Here is a 15,133-nt window from a genome sequence, read left to right on the forward strand (position 1 = left end):
GTTGCACCCATTAGCTTCTTTGGTTTTTAAAAAGCTAACGTATTTAGAGAGAATGCCGCGATTGGGAACTTGGCCCTTCGTGATAATAGCGTCGCTAGTACGTTAGTCCCTGACACGTGGCGGTTTTTCGGGCCACTCTGAAAGGGCAATTTCACCCTCGATAGCATCTACCACCACCTCGAACTCCTGCGGGCAGTGTTTCACGCCACACTCCCAGACAACGATGACGCGCCATCCTTGAGCCTCTAGTTCGGCCTGTTTGCGTGCGTCTCTGCGTACGGTCTCGGTGAGCTTGTTCTGCCAGAACTCCTTTTGGCTGGCGGGCGTTGTCGCATAGAAGCAGCCTTCATGACGGTGCCAGAAACAGCCATTTACAAAAAGAGCGACCTGATAAACAGGAATCACAAGATCTGGCTTGCCTGGCAGGTGTTTCGCATGGGCGTCAAAAGAAATATGTCGTTTCTCTAGCTCCGCCTGAACGAACCGCTCCGGGACAGTATTTTTGCCCTTGATAGAAGCCATCATTTTTGACCGAGTGGAACGATCAACAATGTCCGCCATGGTGGTGCCCGCGAATAAATTCGATGAAGCTGGATAGCGTCTCGACGCTGCCTTGAGCGTAAAACAGCTGCAGCGGCGATGGAATTACCAGCTGAACGCCAGCATCCCTCATTTCCGTAAGCTGATGCTCTGATACGCCGGGTTGAAGGGTCAGCAAGTGCTTTAAAGGAATACGCTGCGCTTCATTCAGAACCTGCCGCCAGCGGTCCTTGCAGGTGGTTTTGACGCCCAGCATATGAAGTTTTGAAGAAGGAAAGTCATCGTGTTGATACGCTTCACTGCCTGGAAACAGGAAGTCCGGCTTTGAGCGTTTCTCGGTTCTGGCGCCGCGCTCAAACGGTAACCCGTGCTTGCCAAATATCCACTCCAAGTGGTTCTCCAAGGCGTGCCCGGCTCTGGATTTTCTTCGGTTCTGAACACTGAGAGAGAAGCTGATAAAAGCATCTACATCTTTAGACCAGCCGTTGGCATGCTCTACCAGGTGTGCACTGACAATGTGGCGCTCCAGCTGCTTAAAGAGTATTTCTTCGCGCTCGATCAATGCCATCAACGTATCGTCAGGCGCGGAGACTGGATCAATATCATGTTGCAGCGTTTCAAGCGCCAGATCTGACAGTTTTCGAGTGGTGGGAAATTTTAGGTCGAATCTTTCAAGCAGTAGATCTAGCCAACTATCCTCATCAGCACCTGCTCTTGGGACGGCTATCCCAACTTCGTCAGCAATATAGTTGAACAGTGAAACCGGAACCTCGATGCGGGTTGGGTCGACGATTTCAAGCGTCGTACCAGGCTCCTCATACACACCAAACAGCCACAGAAGCGCTGTTCGAAGCTCGCTTTCCTGGGGAACGATAACCAGCAGCAGAGAACCATCAGGCCGGTGAGCATAAATCAGGGTGTCGCCCGCCGCCGCAGACTTCAGGGGCTCATTGCTGCTTTTATAGTACAAACGAAACTCTGCACTACGCGCCGGGTCATGCTCGCGTGCATCGTACCAGGTTAACGTCCCATTCTGAGAGAGCCTGTCGGCATCATCATCACCCATATAGAGACATGTGCTCTCAATATAGAGCCGCTCATTTCCGAGAATTTGCCGGAGCTTCTGAACCCCTTGAAGCTCATGCTGGTTGGACCTTTTGGGGTTAACCTCAACCTCACTCAGCAGCTTTACGCCAACGCCCGTAAAGTGATTGGACAGCTTTTCCATACGTCTATGGCCCCTGATATCCTGGTGTTCAAAACCCTAGCAAACCCGTTACTGCGCGAGGGGAATCTCGATCTGCTTTTGGTCTTCCTTCGCCTTGATAGACTCAATTTTTCGGGCAGCAAGAATTCGCGATTTCATTAGCTTTGCCACTGATTCAAACACTGGCACAACCACCGAGTTACCAAACTGCCGGTAGGCTTGGGTGTCGGATACCGGGATGACGAAGTTGCTCTCACCCAGCTTATCAAAGCCCATTAATCGGGCGCACTCTTGGGGCGTCAGCCTTCTTGGCCGGTGCGTGAGGTTGTGTTCACTGTAGAAATCCAGGGCGTCATCAAAACCCCGGTCTACCAAAATCTCCGAGCCATCCTTGTGATAACGGGCTGACAAGGTGCGGGCCACGTCGTGGGAGCGGGTCAAGCCAAAGCCGAATCCGTTACCCTTTTCGCGGTGCTTCTGCGCGTACTTGTAAAGGTACTCCCAAAGCTTAGGCGTCAGGATGTACTTGTCATCGACGTCCTTATCCAGGAGTTCGCCAAAAGAGGGGCGCTGCTTCGGATACATGTTGACGATATCTTTCAGGGTGAAGCCGTCATGAACATCAAGGTCTCGACGAAAGCCCACAAGCACAATCCGCTCGCGATGCTGAGGAAGGAAGTGTTTGGCATCGATAACCTTAGGATCACGGCCTTTGGGAGCGTTAACATCCGCCACTTCATAACCCAGCTCATCCAGCGTCTCACAGATCACTCGGAAGGTTTTACCCTTGTCGTGGCTCTTGAGGTTTTTGACGTTTTCAAGCAGGAAAGCCGCCGGCCGCTTGGCGGCCAGAATCCGTGCAACGTCAAAAAACAGTGTTCCCTGGGCATCGCACTCAAACCCGTGTTTGCGGCCAAGAGAGTTCTTCTTTGAAACGCCTGCCAGAGAAAACGGCTGGCACGGAAAGCCTGCCAGTAATACGTCATGATCAGGAATCTGCTGATCAATGTGTTTATAGGCGGTATCTTCGTCAATCTCGAGGTTCGAGCTCAGCGTGACTTCGCGGATATCTTCGTTGAAGCGATGCGTCAGCGGATCGCAGAAATGGTTCGCTTTATAAGTACGTACGGCGTACTTGTTCCACTCAGACGTAAACACACATTCGCCACCAATGGCTTCAAACCCTTTTCTTATTCCCCCGATACCGGCGAACAGGTCAATGAACCGAAAAGACGGCTTGAGATCATTGGGTTTAGGCGTTGGCAGCATGGACACCATGCGCTGGTAGGCGGCACGGGTAACTTTGGGTTCAGCCTTTCCTTTGGCCCAGCGATTGATGGTTTCTCGGCACCAGCTCCCCTTATCAACCTCGGCAAGTGCTTCTGCGATGGCTCTTTGATCGTAAATTTCCAACAGCTTGTTCAACAGAGCTCTGTCATCAAGCCTCTCATAGGGCGATAGAGAAGTACCTGCTGGTTGAGGGGTCGCGTCTGAGTCAGCAGCGTTATCAATATCGAAAAGGAGAGTCATGAGGTTCTCTGGGTCAAATGTGTGATGATCTGCCACGATTGTAGACCCATCATTCGGTATTGGCGAGGCCTTACTGCTGAATACGGCTGTTCTTTAACATCTGATCACTGGCCGGGCGATCCAAATGGCCTGTGGCAGCAAGATGAATGTTTTTGGCAATTTCTTCGACGGGATCGTCCAGCGTTCCCAGAAACTGAAACTCGGAAGGGATAACGTAGCGCGCTTTTTGCTCATCTTTTCCGGTGAAAGATTGTTCTGCCCCCGTTGCCGATGAGCGTCTTTTCATTATCTCGCGCAAGGTCGTTTCATCCAATAACTTTGCCAATAGTACGGCGTTCTTGCGATCCCCGATTCGGTTGAGTAGGTAGCCCGTGCCCAGGTTTTTGTTCCAGATCGGCTTCACCATAATCATGTGCAGCGTCTTGATACCTCTTTGGGCCAGTGCCAGCATGACCATTAGTTGGCCGTTATTAATCCCAAAAGAGAGATTCTCGTCAGGGCCAGTAACACGCGGGAACTTATGCTTAACTTCCAGTTGCATGAAAGTGTTATCCGGCAGCCGTGCAAGGCTGTCGATATCCCACACGCCATCGAAAAAAGGCTGTATTGCACAGTTTTTGAACAAGCGATGGAGCACGACTCGCTTGAAAAGATCATCGCTATATTGGCTGGAAATACCCGCCCAGAACGCTTGTTGGGAGCGGTGTTCATCAATGACTGACGCCGCAGGAATCCTGAATTGAGGCACTGTTTGTCGGCGGTTCTTCAGCATAAAGGACTGAATGGGAATATGCGTTTCGCCGTTCCACTCCTTGATAAAGAAGTCTCGGGCTGACTCGTTGTAATAACAATCAAACAGAAAACCGTCATGACTTCCTTTGGGCGCAAGAAGCCTGCGCAGCACTGCTGCTGACGTACACTCTTCTGAGTGGTCCCACACCCACCAGGCATTCACAAACGTTTTCCGCGTCGAATGGCGCTGGGTTTTCACCGTGAGTGTGCGAACCAGCGAGATCGGCAATACGTCAATCCCTTGCCCGGTAAGCTTGCTGAGATACTCGTTAAACACTGATTCAATGACCAGGCCTTCCAGCATCCGGCTCTTATCGGAACGAACGAGAATTTCCTTTAGCTGCTCGATGTTATCAAGCGGAATATCCTTAAGGTGCCCAAACGGGGTCAGCAAGCTCATTGCCTATTATCCTGCACTACGCATGGAGGTTTGATATTGGCTGGGCAAGGGATAATTAGCAAGTGTTGACGTTGGGGCGAAGAGGACTTGGCAGTAGGGGGGCAAGCTCGCAGGATAACGGGTGGCGAGGCCCACGCCAGCGAGCCTATTCGTGAGCAGGTTGAGGCACAGGGCATGATGGCCTTGGCCTGCTGCTTGTTATGGCTGCCCAAGTGAAGGCCAACAGGCCCTGGTAAAGTAGAACCCAAGGATTAGCCGGGATATTACAGTAATGAGGGGATATTTAAATTTGAAGAGAACTCTCCGGCAGTCGTAATTGGCTTGCCGATCTGTGCTAACGCTCGTACTCAAGGCTAGGCATCATAAATGCATTGCATTCAGTCAAACACTCGTTGGGAGCAAAGCAATGCATAACAATACTAAAATCGATTTTATCTACCTTTCCGAGCAGGACATGATCCGCGCTGGCGTCACCGACATGGCCGCCTGCGTGGATGCCATGGAAGAGGTCTTCCATCTGCTTCACATCGGCGATTATCGCATGGCCGGGCCTAATAATGACTCGCACGGCGCGATGATCATGTTCCCGGAAGAGTCGCCCTTTCCCACCATGCCAAAACCTACCGCCGACCGCCGTATGATGGCGATGCCGGCCTATTTGGGCGGCAGCTTCTGCACCTCCGGGGTGAAGTGGTACGGCTCCAACATCGCCAACAAGGAGAAGGGTCTTCCCCGCTCCATTTTGATGTTCACGCTCACCGACCCGGACACCGCCGCACCGCTGGCCTACATGTCGGCTAACCTTTTGTCGGCCTACCGCACTGGTGCGGTGCCGGGCGTTGGCGCGCGCCATCTGGCGCGCAAGGACTCCCGCGTCATCGGCCTTCTGGGGCCGGGTGTGATGGGCCGCACGAGCGTGGCCGCCTTCATGGCCGTCTGCCCACAGATCGACACCCTCAAGATCAAGGGGCGCAGCGGCGAAAACCTCAGTATCTTTTTGAATTGGGTGAAAGAGCACTACCCACAGATCGTCAACATTGAGGTGGTAGACAGCGCGGAAGGCGTAGTGCGCGATTCGGACATCGTGACCTACTGCGCCTCCGGTGAAGTCGGCGACCCTTCCCAGTACCCGCTGGTCAAGCGTGAGTGGGTTAAGCCCGGCGCCTTTCTGGCCATGCCCGCACCGTGTAATTTCGATGAAGGCATGGAAGCGCCCGACGTTCGCAAGGTGCTCGACGACACCGGCCTGTATGAAGCCTGGTACGAGGAAGTGCCTAAGCCCGCCCATAACGTTATTCCGCTGGTTGGCGTCAAGTTCATGGACATGATTCACGCTGGCACCCTCAAGGCCGATGATCTCGAAGACCTGGGCGCTATCGTCTCCGGCGATAGCCCGGGACGTCAGAACGATGACGAGATCATCATGATGTCGGTCGGCGGCATGCCGGTCGAGGATGTCGCCTGGGCCACGATCGTCTATCGCCGGGCCGTGGAAGAGGGCATCGGCGTCAAGCTCAACCTGTGGGATGAGCCCGTACTGAGATAACGAGGCAGCGTCTTCTCCGGCGGGGGCTCTTCACGGGTCGCCCGCTCTTTCATCGACTTCAACGCGAGCGTTTAACCATGAGCACGATTACCAAAGTCAAGACCGGTTCCAAATTCGAAGAGCATGCCAGCTACTCCCGCGTGGTGGCCGTCGACAACTGGATCCTTGTCTCCAACACGGCCGGGCGCAATCCTGAAACCAAGGAGATTCCGGAGGACGTCAGCGAGCAGCTCAAGCAGGTGTTTGCCAACATCGAGCGCGGTCTTGCCGCCGTCGACAGCCGTCTGGCTGATGTGGTGTCCGCGAAGATCTTTATCCAGAACCCGGCCGACACCGAGACCGTCATGACGCTGTTTGGCGAGACGATGCGCGGCGTCGATCCGGTCATCACCGTGACCTGCCCGCCACTCGGTTCGGAGGTCTACAAGGTCGAGCTGGAAGTGACCGCCTACCGCGGCGCAGGCAGCGCCGCGGTCCAGAGAATCGATACATCCACTCAGTAAGGCCGCGCCCGGGTTGTTACTCGAGCGTCCAACAGGCGACCGGCATCGACCGGTCGCCTCTGGTTTACTGGCCCACCATCAGGACACTTTCATGGCACCGACCATCGCATCCGTTGACACCTCCAAGGACTTTCCCGCCTCGACCACCGTGGTTATCATCGGGGGCGGCATCATCGGCCTGACCGCCGCACTGACCCTTGCCGAACGCGGCGTGCCGGTCGTCGTGCTGGAAAAGGGTTGCCTGGCCGGGGAGCAGTCCTCCCGCAATCTGGGCTGGATTCGCAAGACCAGCCGCCACGGCGAGGATGTGCCACTGGCGCTGGCCGCCGACCGGCTGTGGGCCAACATGGCCGAGCGGACCGGCAGCGAGGTTGGCTATCGCCCCTCCGGCATCATGTTTTTATCGCGTACGCCCGAACAACTCGCCGTGCACGAGGGCTGGCTCACGTCGGTATCAGACCTATCGCTGGACTCGAAGCTCATGAGTACTCGCGATATCGATAACCATGCCCCCGGCGGCCGCGGCCAGTGGGCCGGCGGTATCCTCACCTCCTCGGATGGCTATGCCGAGCCGACGCTGGCCTCCAGCGCCATCGCCCGGGCTGCCATCGCCCGCGGCGCGGTAATCGTCGAGCACTGCGCGGTGCGCAACATCGTGCGCACCGGCGGCCGGGTCAGCGGCGTGGTGACCGAGCGCGGCGAGATCAGCTGTGATCAGGTGCTGCTGGCCGGCGGTTTGTGGTCACGCCGTTTTCTGGGCAACATCGGCATTTCGCTTCCGACGTTGCCGCTGGTCCTGTCGGTGCTTCGCACCGGCCCCATGGAAGGCCCGACCGACAGCGCCGTGGGCGGACCGGACTTCTCCTTTCGAAAGCACAGGGATGGCGGATTCATCGTGACCCAGCGCGGTGCGCTCGATGCCCCGCTGACGTTCGATCACCTGCTGGTCGGCTCGAAATACCTGAGTTCGCTGCGCTCGCAGTGGGGGCTTTTGAAGATGTCGCTGGGCAAGCACTTCTGGCGGGATCTTGCACTCTCCCGGCGCTGGGCGCAGGGCCGCTCGCCCTTCGAACGCGTGCGCACCATGGACCCGCCGGTCAACGAACAATTCAACAGCGACGCCCTGCGCAACCTGGCCGCTGCCTGGCCAGCGTTTGAAAACGCCACTGTAGAGCAGTCTTGGGCGGGCATGTTTGATGTCACGCCGGACTCCAATCCGGTGATCGATGCCGTGCCCGGCGTGCCGGGGCTGACGCTGGCGACCGGCTTCTCGGGACACGGCTTTGGCACCTCGCCGGCAGCCGGCCAACTGGCGGCTGATCTGGTCATGAACGAGACGCCGATCATCAGGCCGACACCCTATCGATTCGGCCGATTCTAAACCGCGCTTACACTACTGATAGGGGCGGGGATAAGAGCGGGGTCTTCAGGGCACGAACGCGAGTAGCGGAGGGCAGTTCCTGAAACAGGCGGCGGTATTCGCGACAAAAGTAGCTCTGATGAAAAAAGCCCTGGCTAGCGGCGGCATCGGCTAGTTGCTGCGAAGGGTTTTGCCACAGACTGCGGCGTACAGCATTGAGGCGCAAGGCGCGCAGGTAGGTCACGGGTGACTGACCGACCTCGGCTTGAAAGCTGTACTGAAGCGTGCGCCGTGAAATCCTTAACTGATGGCACAGCGTCATCAGCGAGGGCGGATTCTCGGGCTGGCCACGCATCAGCTCATGGCAGCGGTCAACAATATAGCGCCGGGTTCGGTAGTTGCTTGCATCGGCGTTACAAGCCAGCTCGACATCGTCAAGCAGTAGCTCGACACTCTCTTCGATCTGGCGCAGGAGAGATCGCTGTAACGCGGCGGGCATCGGCTCCTGGTGAGAGCGTTGACGCAGGTAGTCGGTCATTCGCTGCCAGAGTTTACGCGCCTGCGCGACCCGTTCGGGGGCTACATCGAGCCGCCGTAGTCGGTGGTCGTCGCGGCCGAGCCACTCATGATGGCGCCGGTCGATGGAGATCACCAGCAGGTCGTAGTTGGAAGGCGTAATGCTCCAGAACTGTTCGCAGCGCGGAAGGGCCGTTATGGTGTCGGGCTTGTAGAGAGTCTCGCTTGGCCATCGTATCGGTGTGACCAGGTGCCACTGTGAGTCGGGAAAATGCATTCGCTGCGAAAGTCCCAGGTTGGCGCTTTCACGAAAAAGCCGTACTTCCTCGCTTGCGATATCCACGATATCGCCCGAAAAAATGCCCGATACGATCTGGCTGGATTCCTGCTGCCAGCCCTGCAGGCGCTGGGCATGCTCGGCGGCATCGAGGCAGTGATGCGTTGTAATTATCATGAAGAGACTCCTCGGAGCGTGTCCATGGCGCTTTTGGCAGGCAGCGTGTAATTAGTTATCTGTTGCCGTGCGAGCGGCTGTCTCACCCGGTGGCATACAGGACCAAAGGATGGTGGTGCCAGGACGTGTTTTTATCTAGAGTGAGTTCAACCATTAAAATATTAATGAAATGGTGACCCAATGCTATCCACGAATGCAAGTGCAACGTTCATGCCGTTCGATGTCTGGCTTGGTGCTCTGCGACAGACCTGCGGAAATTTCGACTCCACCCCTCGGGATCGGCGTACTTTTCAAGGCCACATATCGACTCGCACCAATGGCGGTATCAACATTGCCAACATTGTCACGGATGCCGAGAAAGTGACCAACCGTCGCGCCCAGCGATGCGATGAAGAGCGCCACTGCTTCTTGGTCGTACAAAAACGCGGACGCGCCACGCTGATGCAAAACGATACGTCCATCACCCTGCGCCCGGGCGAGATGGCGCTGATGGACTCTTCAAAGGCCTGCGATGTCATCCCGCATGGTTTGATCGAACACGATTCGCTTCATCTGTCGCGCAGCGAGGTGGCAAGTCGCTTCGGCAATATTTCGCTGCCTTTCATGAAAATCATGCCGGACAGCGCCAGCGGTCAGATCCTGCAACTGGTGGTTAACCGCATGATCACCGAGCCTTTGGCTTCGGTAGAAGGGGAAGGGCAGGGGGTGGCTGATTCGCTGGTGGCGCTGCTGCCGGCGATTTACCAGCATCAGGCGCTGTCGCCCGCTTTCATGGAGCAGGCCGATGGCACGCTGTTCAACTGCGTACAGCAGTTTATTGACCAGCATTTACATGAGGAGGATATCGGCCCGGAGCGTCTGTCGGCGACCTTTCATATCTCGATTCGCCAGCTCTATCGTTTGTTCGAGCAGCACGAGGAAACGGTGTGTCGCTATGTTCAGCGTCGGCGACTGGCCCGCTGCGCCGAGGAGTTGGCATGCCCCATGCAGGTCAAGCGCTCGATCACTCAAATTGCCTACAAGTGGGGCTTTACCGATTCGGCGCACTTCAGCCGTTCTTTCAAACGTGAGTTTGCCCGTTCGCCGCGAGAGTACCGCCGTGAATGCCTCGACCCCGTCTGCTGATGTCAGAAAGCGAGAGGCGAGGCCACCACCTTTTGAGCAGAGATAACGGCCACCCTACAAGGGTGGCCGTTAGGCGTGAAGCGGCGGGGAAACGGCCGCGCTAGTAAGCGATGCACACCGACTTGAGCTCGGTGTAGGCGTTGACCGCTTCCGGACCGAACTCCTTGCCAAGCCCGGACATCTTGAGGCCGCCAAACGGCATGGCTGGGTCAAGCGTCACGTGGGTATTGACCCACACGGTGCCGGCCTCAATGCGCGGCGTCAGGGCCATGGCCTTGGACAGGTTGTTGGTCCAGAGACTGGCCGCCAGCCCCAAATCACTGTCGTTGACCATCCGCAGCGCTTCTTCCTCGTCATCAAACGGAATCACGGTCAGCACGGGCCCAAAGACCTCTTCGCGCGCGACTTCCATGTCGTGATCGGCGCCGCTGATGATGGCCGGCGACACGTAAAAGCCTTCCGTGGGCACGTCGTTGCCCACATGGATGTTGGCACCTTGCTCGCGCGCCCGATCAAGATAGCCGCGTACGCTGTCCTGCTGGCGCTTGGAGACCAGCGGATTGACCTGCGCCTGCGGGTCCATGCCAGGGCCTGCCTGCATGGTGTCGACGGCCTGGGCCAGCCGCTCGCAGAAGGCGTCATGAATGCTGCGATGCACGTAGAAGCGCGAGGCCGCCGCACACACCTGGCCCTGGTTGAATAGCCCGCCCATCAGCGCGCCGTTGACCGCCTTGTCGACATCGGCATCTTCAAGCACCAGCATCGGGTTCTTGCCGCCCAGCTCCAGCGAGAAGTGCGCCATGTGCTCCACCGCGGCGTGACCGACCTGCTTGCCGACCGCGGTACTGCCGGTGAAGGTGACCTTCTTAACGTCCGGATGCTCGGCCAGGCGCGTGCCAACCACCGAGCCCGAGCCCAGCACCACGTTGAACACGCCCTGCGGCACACCGGCCTCCAGCGCCAGCTCGGCCAGGCGCAGCACGCTCAAAGGCGTTTCCGAGGCGGGTTTCAATACCACTGTGCAGCCTGCGGCCAGCGCCGGCACCAGCTTCCACAGCGCAATCATCATCGGGAAGTTCCACGGCACGATGGCCGCCACCACGCCCAGCGGCTGGCGCAGGGTGTAGGCATTGAACTTCGCGCCTTCCGGCATGCCGATGGAGACGTCGCGGGTATTGCCCTCGAGCTTGGTGGTCCAGCCAGCCATGTAGCGGATGAAATCGATCGAAAAGCCCACGTCAACGCCGCGGGAGAGATTGATCGACTTGCCCTGGTTGAGGGTCTCGAGCTGGGCCAGCTCCTCGGCGTGCGCCTCGACCAGATCGGCAAAGCGCAGTAGGGTACGCTCGCGCGCGGCTGGCGTCAGTCCGGACCAGCGGCCATCCTCGAAGCTCTCCTTCGTCAGCGCGATCGCCCGGTCGGCCAGAGCGCGATCGCCCTCGCGCAGTGTGGTTAGCGCCTGACCACTGGAAGGGTCAAGCACGTCAAAGCGAGGGCCTTCATCGATGAAGGCGCCGTCGATGAACGAGCCCGTCGCACGTTCGAGAAAGCCCTGTACGGCTTGTGATGCGGTGTCCTGGCTCATGAACGATCTCCTGCGCGTGTGAGGTATCAAATGATAGTAGCTTTGACACATAGTAACTTTGACACGTTGCTTTATACGAAACGGGTGCCTTTGGCTCAGCCTAATACGCTATTCGCCCCGCGGCTTGCCTGTCTCTGCCGCTGGTATGACGCTCTCTGCCGGGCTAGAAATCGAACCCGACCAGCAGTTGGGTGTAGTAGTTGGCTCCGTTGCCACCGAGCTGCGTACCTCCCTGCGAGGCGGAGGTGTCCGGATCGTAACGGCCCACCAGCGGCATGACCCACCAGTGATCATTGATCGCCCAGGTAGCGTAAATGTCGATCTCATTGCCGTCGAGGTTCGGCCCCTGACCGGCATTGAGCGTATCGAAGCGATACATCATCAGTCCAAGGCTAAGCCGTTCGGTGGGCTCAGCCGACAATGCAACCTGGTGAATGCGGGCATTCGTCGAGAAGGGACCTGCGTAGTTGGCGGCCACTTCTCCCTGAAACCAGGTGCCGAGTGCGCGACCGTTACCGTAGAACAGCGGATCGTAACCGTCGGAGAAACGGCTGAAACGGTAGCTTGCGTAGGGCGTGCCGGGTAACTGGTCGAAGGTCCAGCCCGCCTCGAGGTACCAGGCATTTTCACTATCGTCGTTGCCTTTCTTCTGAAAAGCGTATTGCCCGGAGAGAAACAGGTTCTCCACGCCCGCGTTGCCGTTGCCGTAGAACGTGTAGACTCGCGTGCCGTCCCGGTCGGGATACAGGAAGGCGTAGTCATCGTCGGTATCGAGTACCTTGAGGTAGGTCGCGCCGAGCGTGGCGACATCGGTGATGTGCTCCAGATTGGCCACCGCCAGCTCGGGTTTAGCTTGGGCCGCATTGTCTGAAGCGAGCCACATTAGATCCCCCCGCAGGCCCTGCTCGCCGCCGAGGCGCAGCACGGCGCTTTTGGCGAACGACTGGCGCGGCGCCAGGTAGTAGCCGCCACCGCGATTCAGCGCGCCATCGAGTACGCCAGTACCGAAATTCAGCGCGTCTCCCGAGACCAGAAAGCCATCCCCGACCTGGATATATTGACGGCCCACAGAGATATCGATGCCGTCGTAGTCGAGTGTCGGCACCAGGTCACCGGATTTCCAGCCCGCCGAGAGGCTTTCGAGATGCGTGCGCCGCTCGTCGCCGGTGGTGAACCCCGCCGCATCGCCCTGCCCCCAGGTGCCGCCGGAAGTCCAGGCCACATTGGCATAGAGCGAGCCAGCCGTGGGGGATAACGCATGGCTGGCATTGAGACCATACTTGATAAACCCTTCTTGCCAATCTCTGCCTTCTGCCTCGGCCGTTTCCGATTGGGCGTAGCCCTTCTGGCTATGAAACGCGCCAGCCACGCCCGTGACGTTCAGGTTGAGCGTGGTCTGATCAGTGCCATGAAGCTCAAGCGCCGAAGCGCTGGTGCATATTGAAAGTGTGATGACCGAGCCAAAAGCAAGTCTGGGTAGCATGGAGTTGTCGCGTGAGGTAGTCATAAGTCAGTGATCCTATTCGTGCGATGCTTGTTGTTATGAGGATGCAGCGCCAGGTGCGGGGCCGCTGATTGACAGGCTAACGAGTGGGGGATTGCCGTTCTTGTCTGCCGCTGACGAAAATCTGCCCTGCGCTGCCGCCCGTGCACACTTTTAAGATCAACCAGCAACGCCGGTCCAAAAACGAAAAAGACCGGCACACAGGCCGGTCTACTTGATTGAGCACTAACGTTCCGCACTAGCCAAGCCACACCAGTGACAGTGCTGGTACGAAGACTATGATGGCGATGCGCACTATATCAGCACCGAGAAACGGCATGATGCCGCGACTAACGGTGGCAAGCGACGTGTTGTGGCTGTATTTCTGCACGATGAACAGGTTCATTCCCATCGGCGGCGTGATCAGGCCGATTTCTACCACCATCAGTGCGACGATACCGAACCAGATCGCCTTTTCTGGTCCCGCTAGGTTGAACAGCTCAAGCTGCATGATGATGGGGAAAAAGATCGGAATGGTTAGCAGGATCATCGACAGCGAGTCCATCATACAACCGAGCACCAGATAGATCGCCAGAATCACCATCAGTATTGCTAATGGCGCCAGCCCGCTGCCCAGCACCCACTCGGCCAGCGCCGAGGGCATTTGCCCAAGCGCCAATCCGCTATTGAGGAGGTCGGCACCGATGACGACCAGATAAATCATCGCACTCGCTTCCGCCGTGCCCACCAGGCTTTTAAAGAGTCCTGGCCAACGCATGCCCCGCCATACGGCGTAGATTCCACACGCGGCGGCCCCGAGCGAAGCCGCTTCGGTCAGATTCGCCCAGCCACCGTAAAGGCCGAATATCACCACGATAAAGATCACTAGCACCGGCATGATTTCACGTAGGCTCGCCAACCGCTCGGCCCAGCTGTAGCGCGGTGAAGCCTCGACATCACTTATGGAGCGCATTGCTATCAGTCGAATCACCACGAAATAACCCACCACGGCCAGAAGCGCCGGTAAAACGGCCGCCATGAAAAGCGTGGTGATCGACGTATTCGTCAGCACGGCGTAGACGATTAGCGGCACCGATGGTGGAATTAGAATGCCCAATGTGCCTGCTGCCGCGATGGTGCCCGTGGCAAGCCGCTTGGTGTAGCCGTGACGCTCTAGCTCGGGTAGCGCCACCTGACTCATGGTGGTGGCGGTGGCCAGTGAAGAGCCGCAGATGGCGCCGAAACCAGCACAGGCGCCAGCGGCCGACATAGCAAGCCCCCCTCGCCAGTGGCCGATCCACTTGGCGCTAACCCGAAAGAGTGTCGCTGACAGGCCACCGTGGATCGCAAACTGCCCCATCAGCACAAAAATGGGAATCACAGCCAGGTCATAGCTCGAAAAACGGGCATACACCAGGTTGTTGAGGGTATACAGCAGCGCGTTGGTATCGCCGTCGTACACCAACCAATAGCAAAGCGCGCCAGCCAGCAGCATCGCCACGCCTACATGCAGCCGACACCCCAACAGTACAAGCATTCCCCCGAGCGCTACCGCCCCCATCGTTAGTCCTTCCATCACACTCCCTCCTCCTCAATCATGGCGGGCGCTTCATCATGGGTAAGGTGATGAATGCTCTGATACAGGGCACACACGCCCATCAATGCAAGGCCCGGCAGCATCGCCGCCTGAAAGGCCCACTCGGGCAAACCAAGCTGAACGCTTTGTGCGTTATAGATGAAGCTGTCTTGGGTCATTAGCGCCGTTCGCCACAACAGCAAGGCGCTGACGCCCGCCAGCACAAAGTGTGAGATGGCTAGCAGGGCGCGATTGATGCCTGCCGGCAGAAGCGTTGCGACGATGTCCACACGGATATGTCGATCATTAATTTCACACAGCGGCATAAAGCAAGCCACCGCCACGGCCATCGTCATCTGCAGGAGTTCCATGTCACCGGTGACCGGGGTGGCCAGAAGTCGGCGTCCCAGCATCGAGGTGAGCGAGAGTGTGATGGCAGCCAGCAGCAGCAGGCCACCTACCAAGGCAAGCGCGGTGGCGAGCCGCTTGAGTAGAGGTTTGATCATGTAGGTCTCC

The 15,133-nt window shown here is 57.6% G+C and carries 13 protein-coding genes; 4 read left to right on the forward strand and 9 right to left on the reverse strand.

Annotation, left to right across the window (positions count from 1 at the left end; all coding sequences use genetic code 11):
- Window positions 1–102: 102 nt before the first annotated feature.
- The 4 genes from ACT3TJ_RS09830 to ACT3TJ_RS09845 form a co-directional block, all read right to left on the reverse strand.
- Window positions 103–561: a very short patch repair endonuclease gene (locus ACT3TJ_RS09830; RefSeq protein WP_444665693.1), complete on the reverse strand. Its 459-nt coding sequence runs from the start codon at window positions 559–561 to the stop codon at window positions 103–105.
- On the reverse strand, window positions 545–1,768 hold the full coding sequence (locus ACT3TJ_RS09835; RefSeq protein WP_444665695.1) for a type II restriction endonuclease: 1,224 nt from the start codon (window positions 1,766–1,768) through the stop codon (window positions 545–547). Before ACT3TJ_RS09835 ends, ACT3TJ_RS09830 begins: the two co-directional genes overlap by 17 nt.
- A 48-nt stretch (window positions 1,769–1,816) precedes the next feature.
- Window positions 1,817–3,277: a DNA (cytosine-5-)-methyltransferase gene (gene dcm / locus ACT3TJ_RS09840; RefSeq protein ID WP_444665696.1), complete on the reverse strand. Its 1,461-nt coding sequence runs from the start codon at window positions 3,275–3,277 to the stop codon at window positions 1,817–1,819.
- A 70-nt stretch (window positions 3,278–3,347) separates the two neighbouring features.
- Entirely contained in the window at window positions 3,348–4,469 is a 1,122-nt protein-coding gene (locus ACT3TJ_RS09845; RefSeq protein ID WP_444665698.1) for a hypothetical protein, read from the reverse strand.
- Between the two features lie 406 nt (window positions 4,470–4,875).
- On the opposite strand from ACT3TJ_RS09845, the gene ACT3TJ_RS09850 reads away from it, so the two are divergent.
- The 3 genes from ACT3TJ_RS09850 to ACT3TJ_RS09860 all read left to right on the forward strand — a co-directional run bounded on the left by ACT3TJ_RS09850 (window position 4,876) and on the right by ACT3TJ_RS09860 (window position 7,899).
- On the forward strand, window positions 4,876–6,015 hold the full coding sequence (locus ACT3TJ_RS09850) for a tyramine oxidase subunit B (protein WP_193056931.1): 1,140 nt from the start codon (window positions 4,876–4,878) through the stop codon (window positions 6,013–6,015).
- 77 nt (window positions 6,016–6,092) lie between these two features.
- Entirely contained in the window at window positions 6,093–6,518 is a 426-nt protein-coding gene (locus ACT3TJ_RS09855) for a Rid family hydrolase (protein WP_193056932.1), read from the forward strand.
- Window positions 6,519–6,609: 91 nt separating this feature from the next.
- Window positions 6,610–7,899: an NAD(P)/FAD-dependent oxidoreductase gene (locus tag ACT3TJ_RS09860; RefSeq protein WP_444665700.1), complete on the forward strand. Its 1,290-nt coding sequence runs from the start codon at window positions 6,610–6,612 to the stop codon at window positions 7,897–7,899.
- A gap of 7 nt (window positions 7,900–7,906) precedes the next feature.
- On the opposite strand, the gene ACT3TJ_RS09865 is transcribed toward ACT3TJ_RS09860, so the two are convergent.
- The gene (locus ACT3TJ_RS09865; protein WP_193056934.1) at window positions 7,907–8,848 is read right to left on the reverse strand and encodes a helix-turn-helix domain-containing protein; all 942 of its coding nucleotides are present in this window, start codon (window positions 8,846–8,848) and stop codon (window positions 7,907–7,909) included.
- 180 nt (window positions 8,849–9,028) lie between these two features.
- Between ACT3TJ_RS09865 and feaR the strand changes: the two genes are divergently transcribed.
- A complete protein-coding gene (feaR, locus tag ACT3TJ_RS09870) occupies window positions 9,029–9,973 on the forward strand; it encodes a transcriptional regulator FeaR (RefSeq protein WP_193056935.1) in 945 nt (314 codons plus the stop codon).
- A gap of 100 nt (window positions 9,974–10,073) precedes the next feature.
- Here feaR and ACT3TJ_RS09875 read toward each other — a convergent pair whose 3' ends face one another.
- The 4 genes from ACT3TJ_RS09875 to ACT3TJ_RS09890 all read right to left on the reverse strand — a co-directional run bounded on the left by ACT3TJ_RS09875 (window position 10,074) and on the right by ACT3TJ_RS09890 (window position 15,123).
- Window positions 10,074–11,558 (reverse strand): aldehyde dehydrogenase family protein, encoded by a 1,485-nt coding sequence (locus ACT3TJ_RS09875; RefSeq protein WP_193056936.1) that lies wholly within the window; start codon window positions 11,556–11,558, stop codon window positions 10,074–10,076.
- Window positions 11,559–11,721: 163 nt separating this feature from the next.
- The gene (locus ACT3TJ_RS09880; RefSeq protein WP_226912129.1) at window positions 11,722–13,065 is read right to left on the reverse strand and encodes an alginate export family protein; all 1,344 of its coding nucleotides are present in this window, start codon (window positions 13,063–13,065) and stop codon (window positions 11,722–11,724) included.
- Window positions 13,066–13,300: 235 nt separating this feature from the next.
- Window positions 13,301–14,617 carry a TRAP transporter large permease gene (locus ACT3TJ_RS09885; RefSeq protein WP_193056937.1) on the reverse strand — a complete coding sequence of 439 codons (1,317 nt, stop codon included), beginning with the start codon at window positions 14,615–14,617 and terminating at the stop codon, window positions 13,301–13,303.
- Window positions 14,617–15,123: a TRAP transporter small permease gene (locus tag ACT3TJ_RS09890; protein ID WP_193056938.1), complete on the reverse strand. Its 507-nt coding sequence runs from the start codon at window positions 15,121–15,123 to the stop codon at window positions 14,617–14,619. The genes ACT3TJ_RS09885 and ACT3TJ_RS09890 overlap by 1 nt, the downstream gene beginning before the upstream one ends.
- Window positions 15,124–15,133 lie beyond the last annotated feature (10 nt).

The organism is Halomonas sp. AOP30-A1-24 (genome assembly GCF_052378165.1).
GTDB classification, from domain to species: domain Bacteria; phylum Pseudomonadota; class Gammaproteobacteria; order Pseudomonadales; family Halomonadaceae; genus Vreelandella; species Vreelandella citrativorans.

Bases quoted from the DNA above. Each gene is read 5' to 3' on its own strand.
- ACT3TJ_RS09830 (WP_444665693.1), bottom strand. From the start codon at position 561: ATGGCGGACATTGTTGATCGTTCCACTCGGTCAAAAATGATGGCTTCT.
- ACT3TJ_RS09835 (WP_444665695.1), bottom strand. From the start codon at position 1,768: ATGGAAAAGCTGTCCAATCACTTTACGGGCGTTGGCGTAAAGCTGCTG.
- dcm (WP_444665696.1), bottom strand. From the start codon at position 3,277: ATGACTCTCCTTTTCGATATTGATAACGCTGCTGACTCAGACGCGACC.
- ACT3TJ_RS09845 (WP_444665698.1), bottom strand. From the start codon at position 4,469: ATGAGCTTGCTGACCCCGTTTGGGCACCTTAAGGATATTCCGCTTGAT.
- ACT3TJ_RS09850 (WP_193056931.1), top strand. From the start codon at position 4,876: ATGCATAACAATACTAAAATCGATTTTATCTACCTTTCCGAGCAGGAC.
- ACT3TJ_RS09855 (WP_193056932.1), top strand. From the start codon at position 6,093: ATGAGCACGATTACCAAAGTCAAGACCGGTTCCAAATTCGAAGAGCAT.
- ACT3TJ_RS09860 (WP_444665700.1), top strand. From the start codon at position 6,610: ATGGCACCGACCATCGCATCCGTTGACACCTCCAAGGACTTTCCCGCC.
- ACT3TJ_RS09865 (WP_193056934.1), bottom strand. From the start codon at position 8,848: ATGATAATTACAACGCATCACTGCCTCGATGCCGCCGAGCATGCCCAG.
- feaR (WP_193056935.1), top strand. From the start codon at position 9,029: ATGCTATCCACGAATGCAAGTGCAACGTTCATGCCGTTCGATGTCTGG.
- ACT3TJ_RS09875 (WP_193056936.1), bottom strand. From the start codon at position 11,558: ATGAGCCAGGACACCGCATCACAAGCCGTACAGGGCTTTCTCGAACGT.
- ACT3TJ_RS09880 (WP_226912129.1), bottom strand. From the start codon at position 13,065: ATGACTACCTCACGCGACAACTCCATGCTACCCAGACTTGCTTTTGGC.
- ACT3TJ_RS09885 (WP_193056937.1), bottom strand. From the start codon at position 14,617: ATGGAAGGACTAACGATGGGGGCGGTAGCGCTCGGGGGAATGCTTGTA.
- ACT3TJ_RS09890 (WP_193056938.1), bottom strand. From the start codon at position 15,123: ATGATCAAACCTCTACTCAAGCGGCTCGCCACCGCGCTTGCCTTGGTA.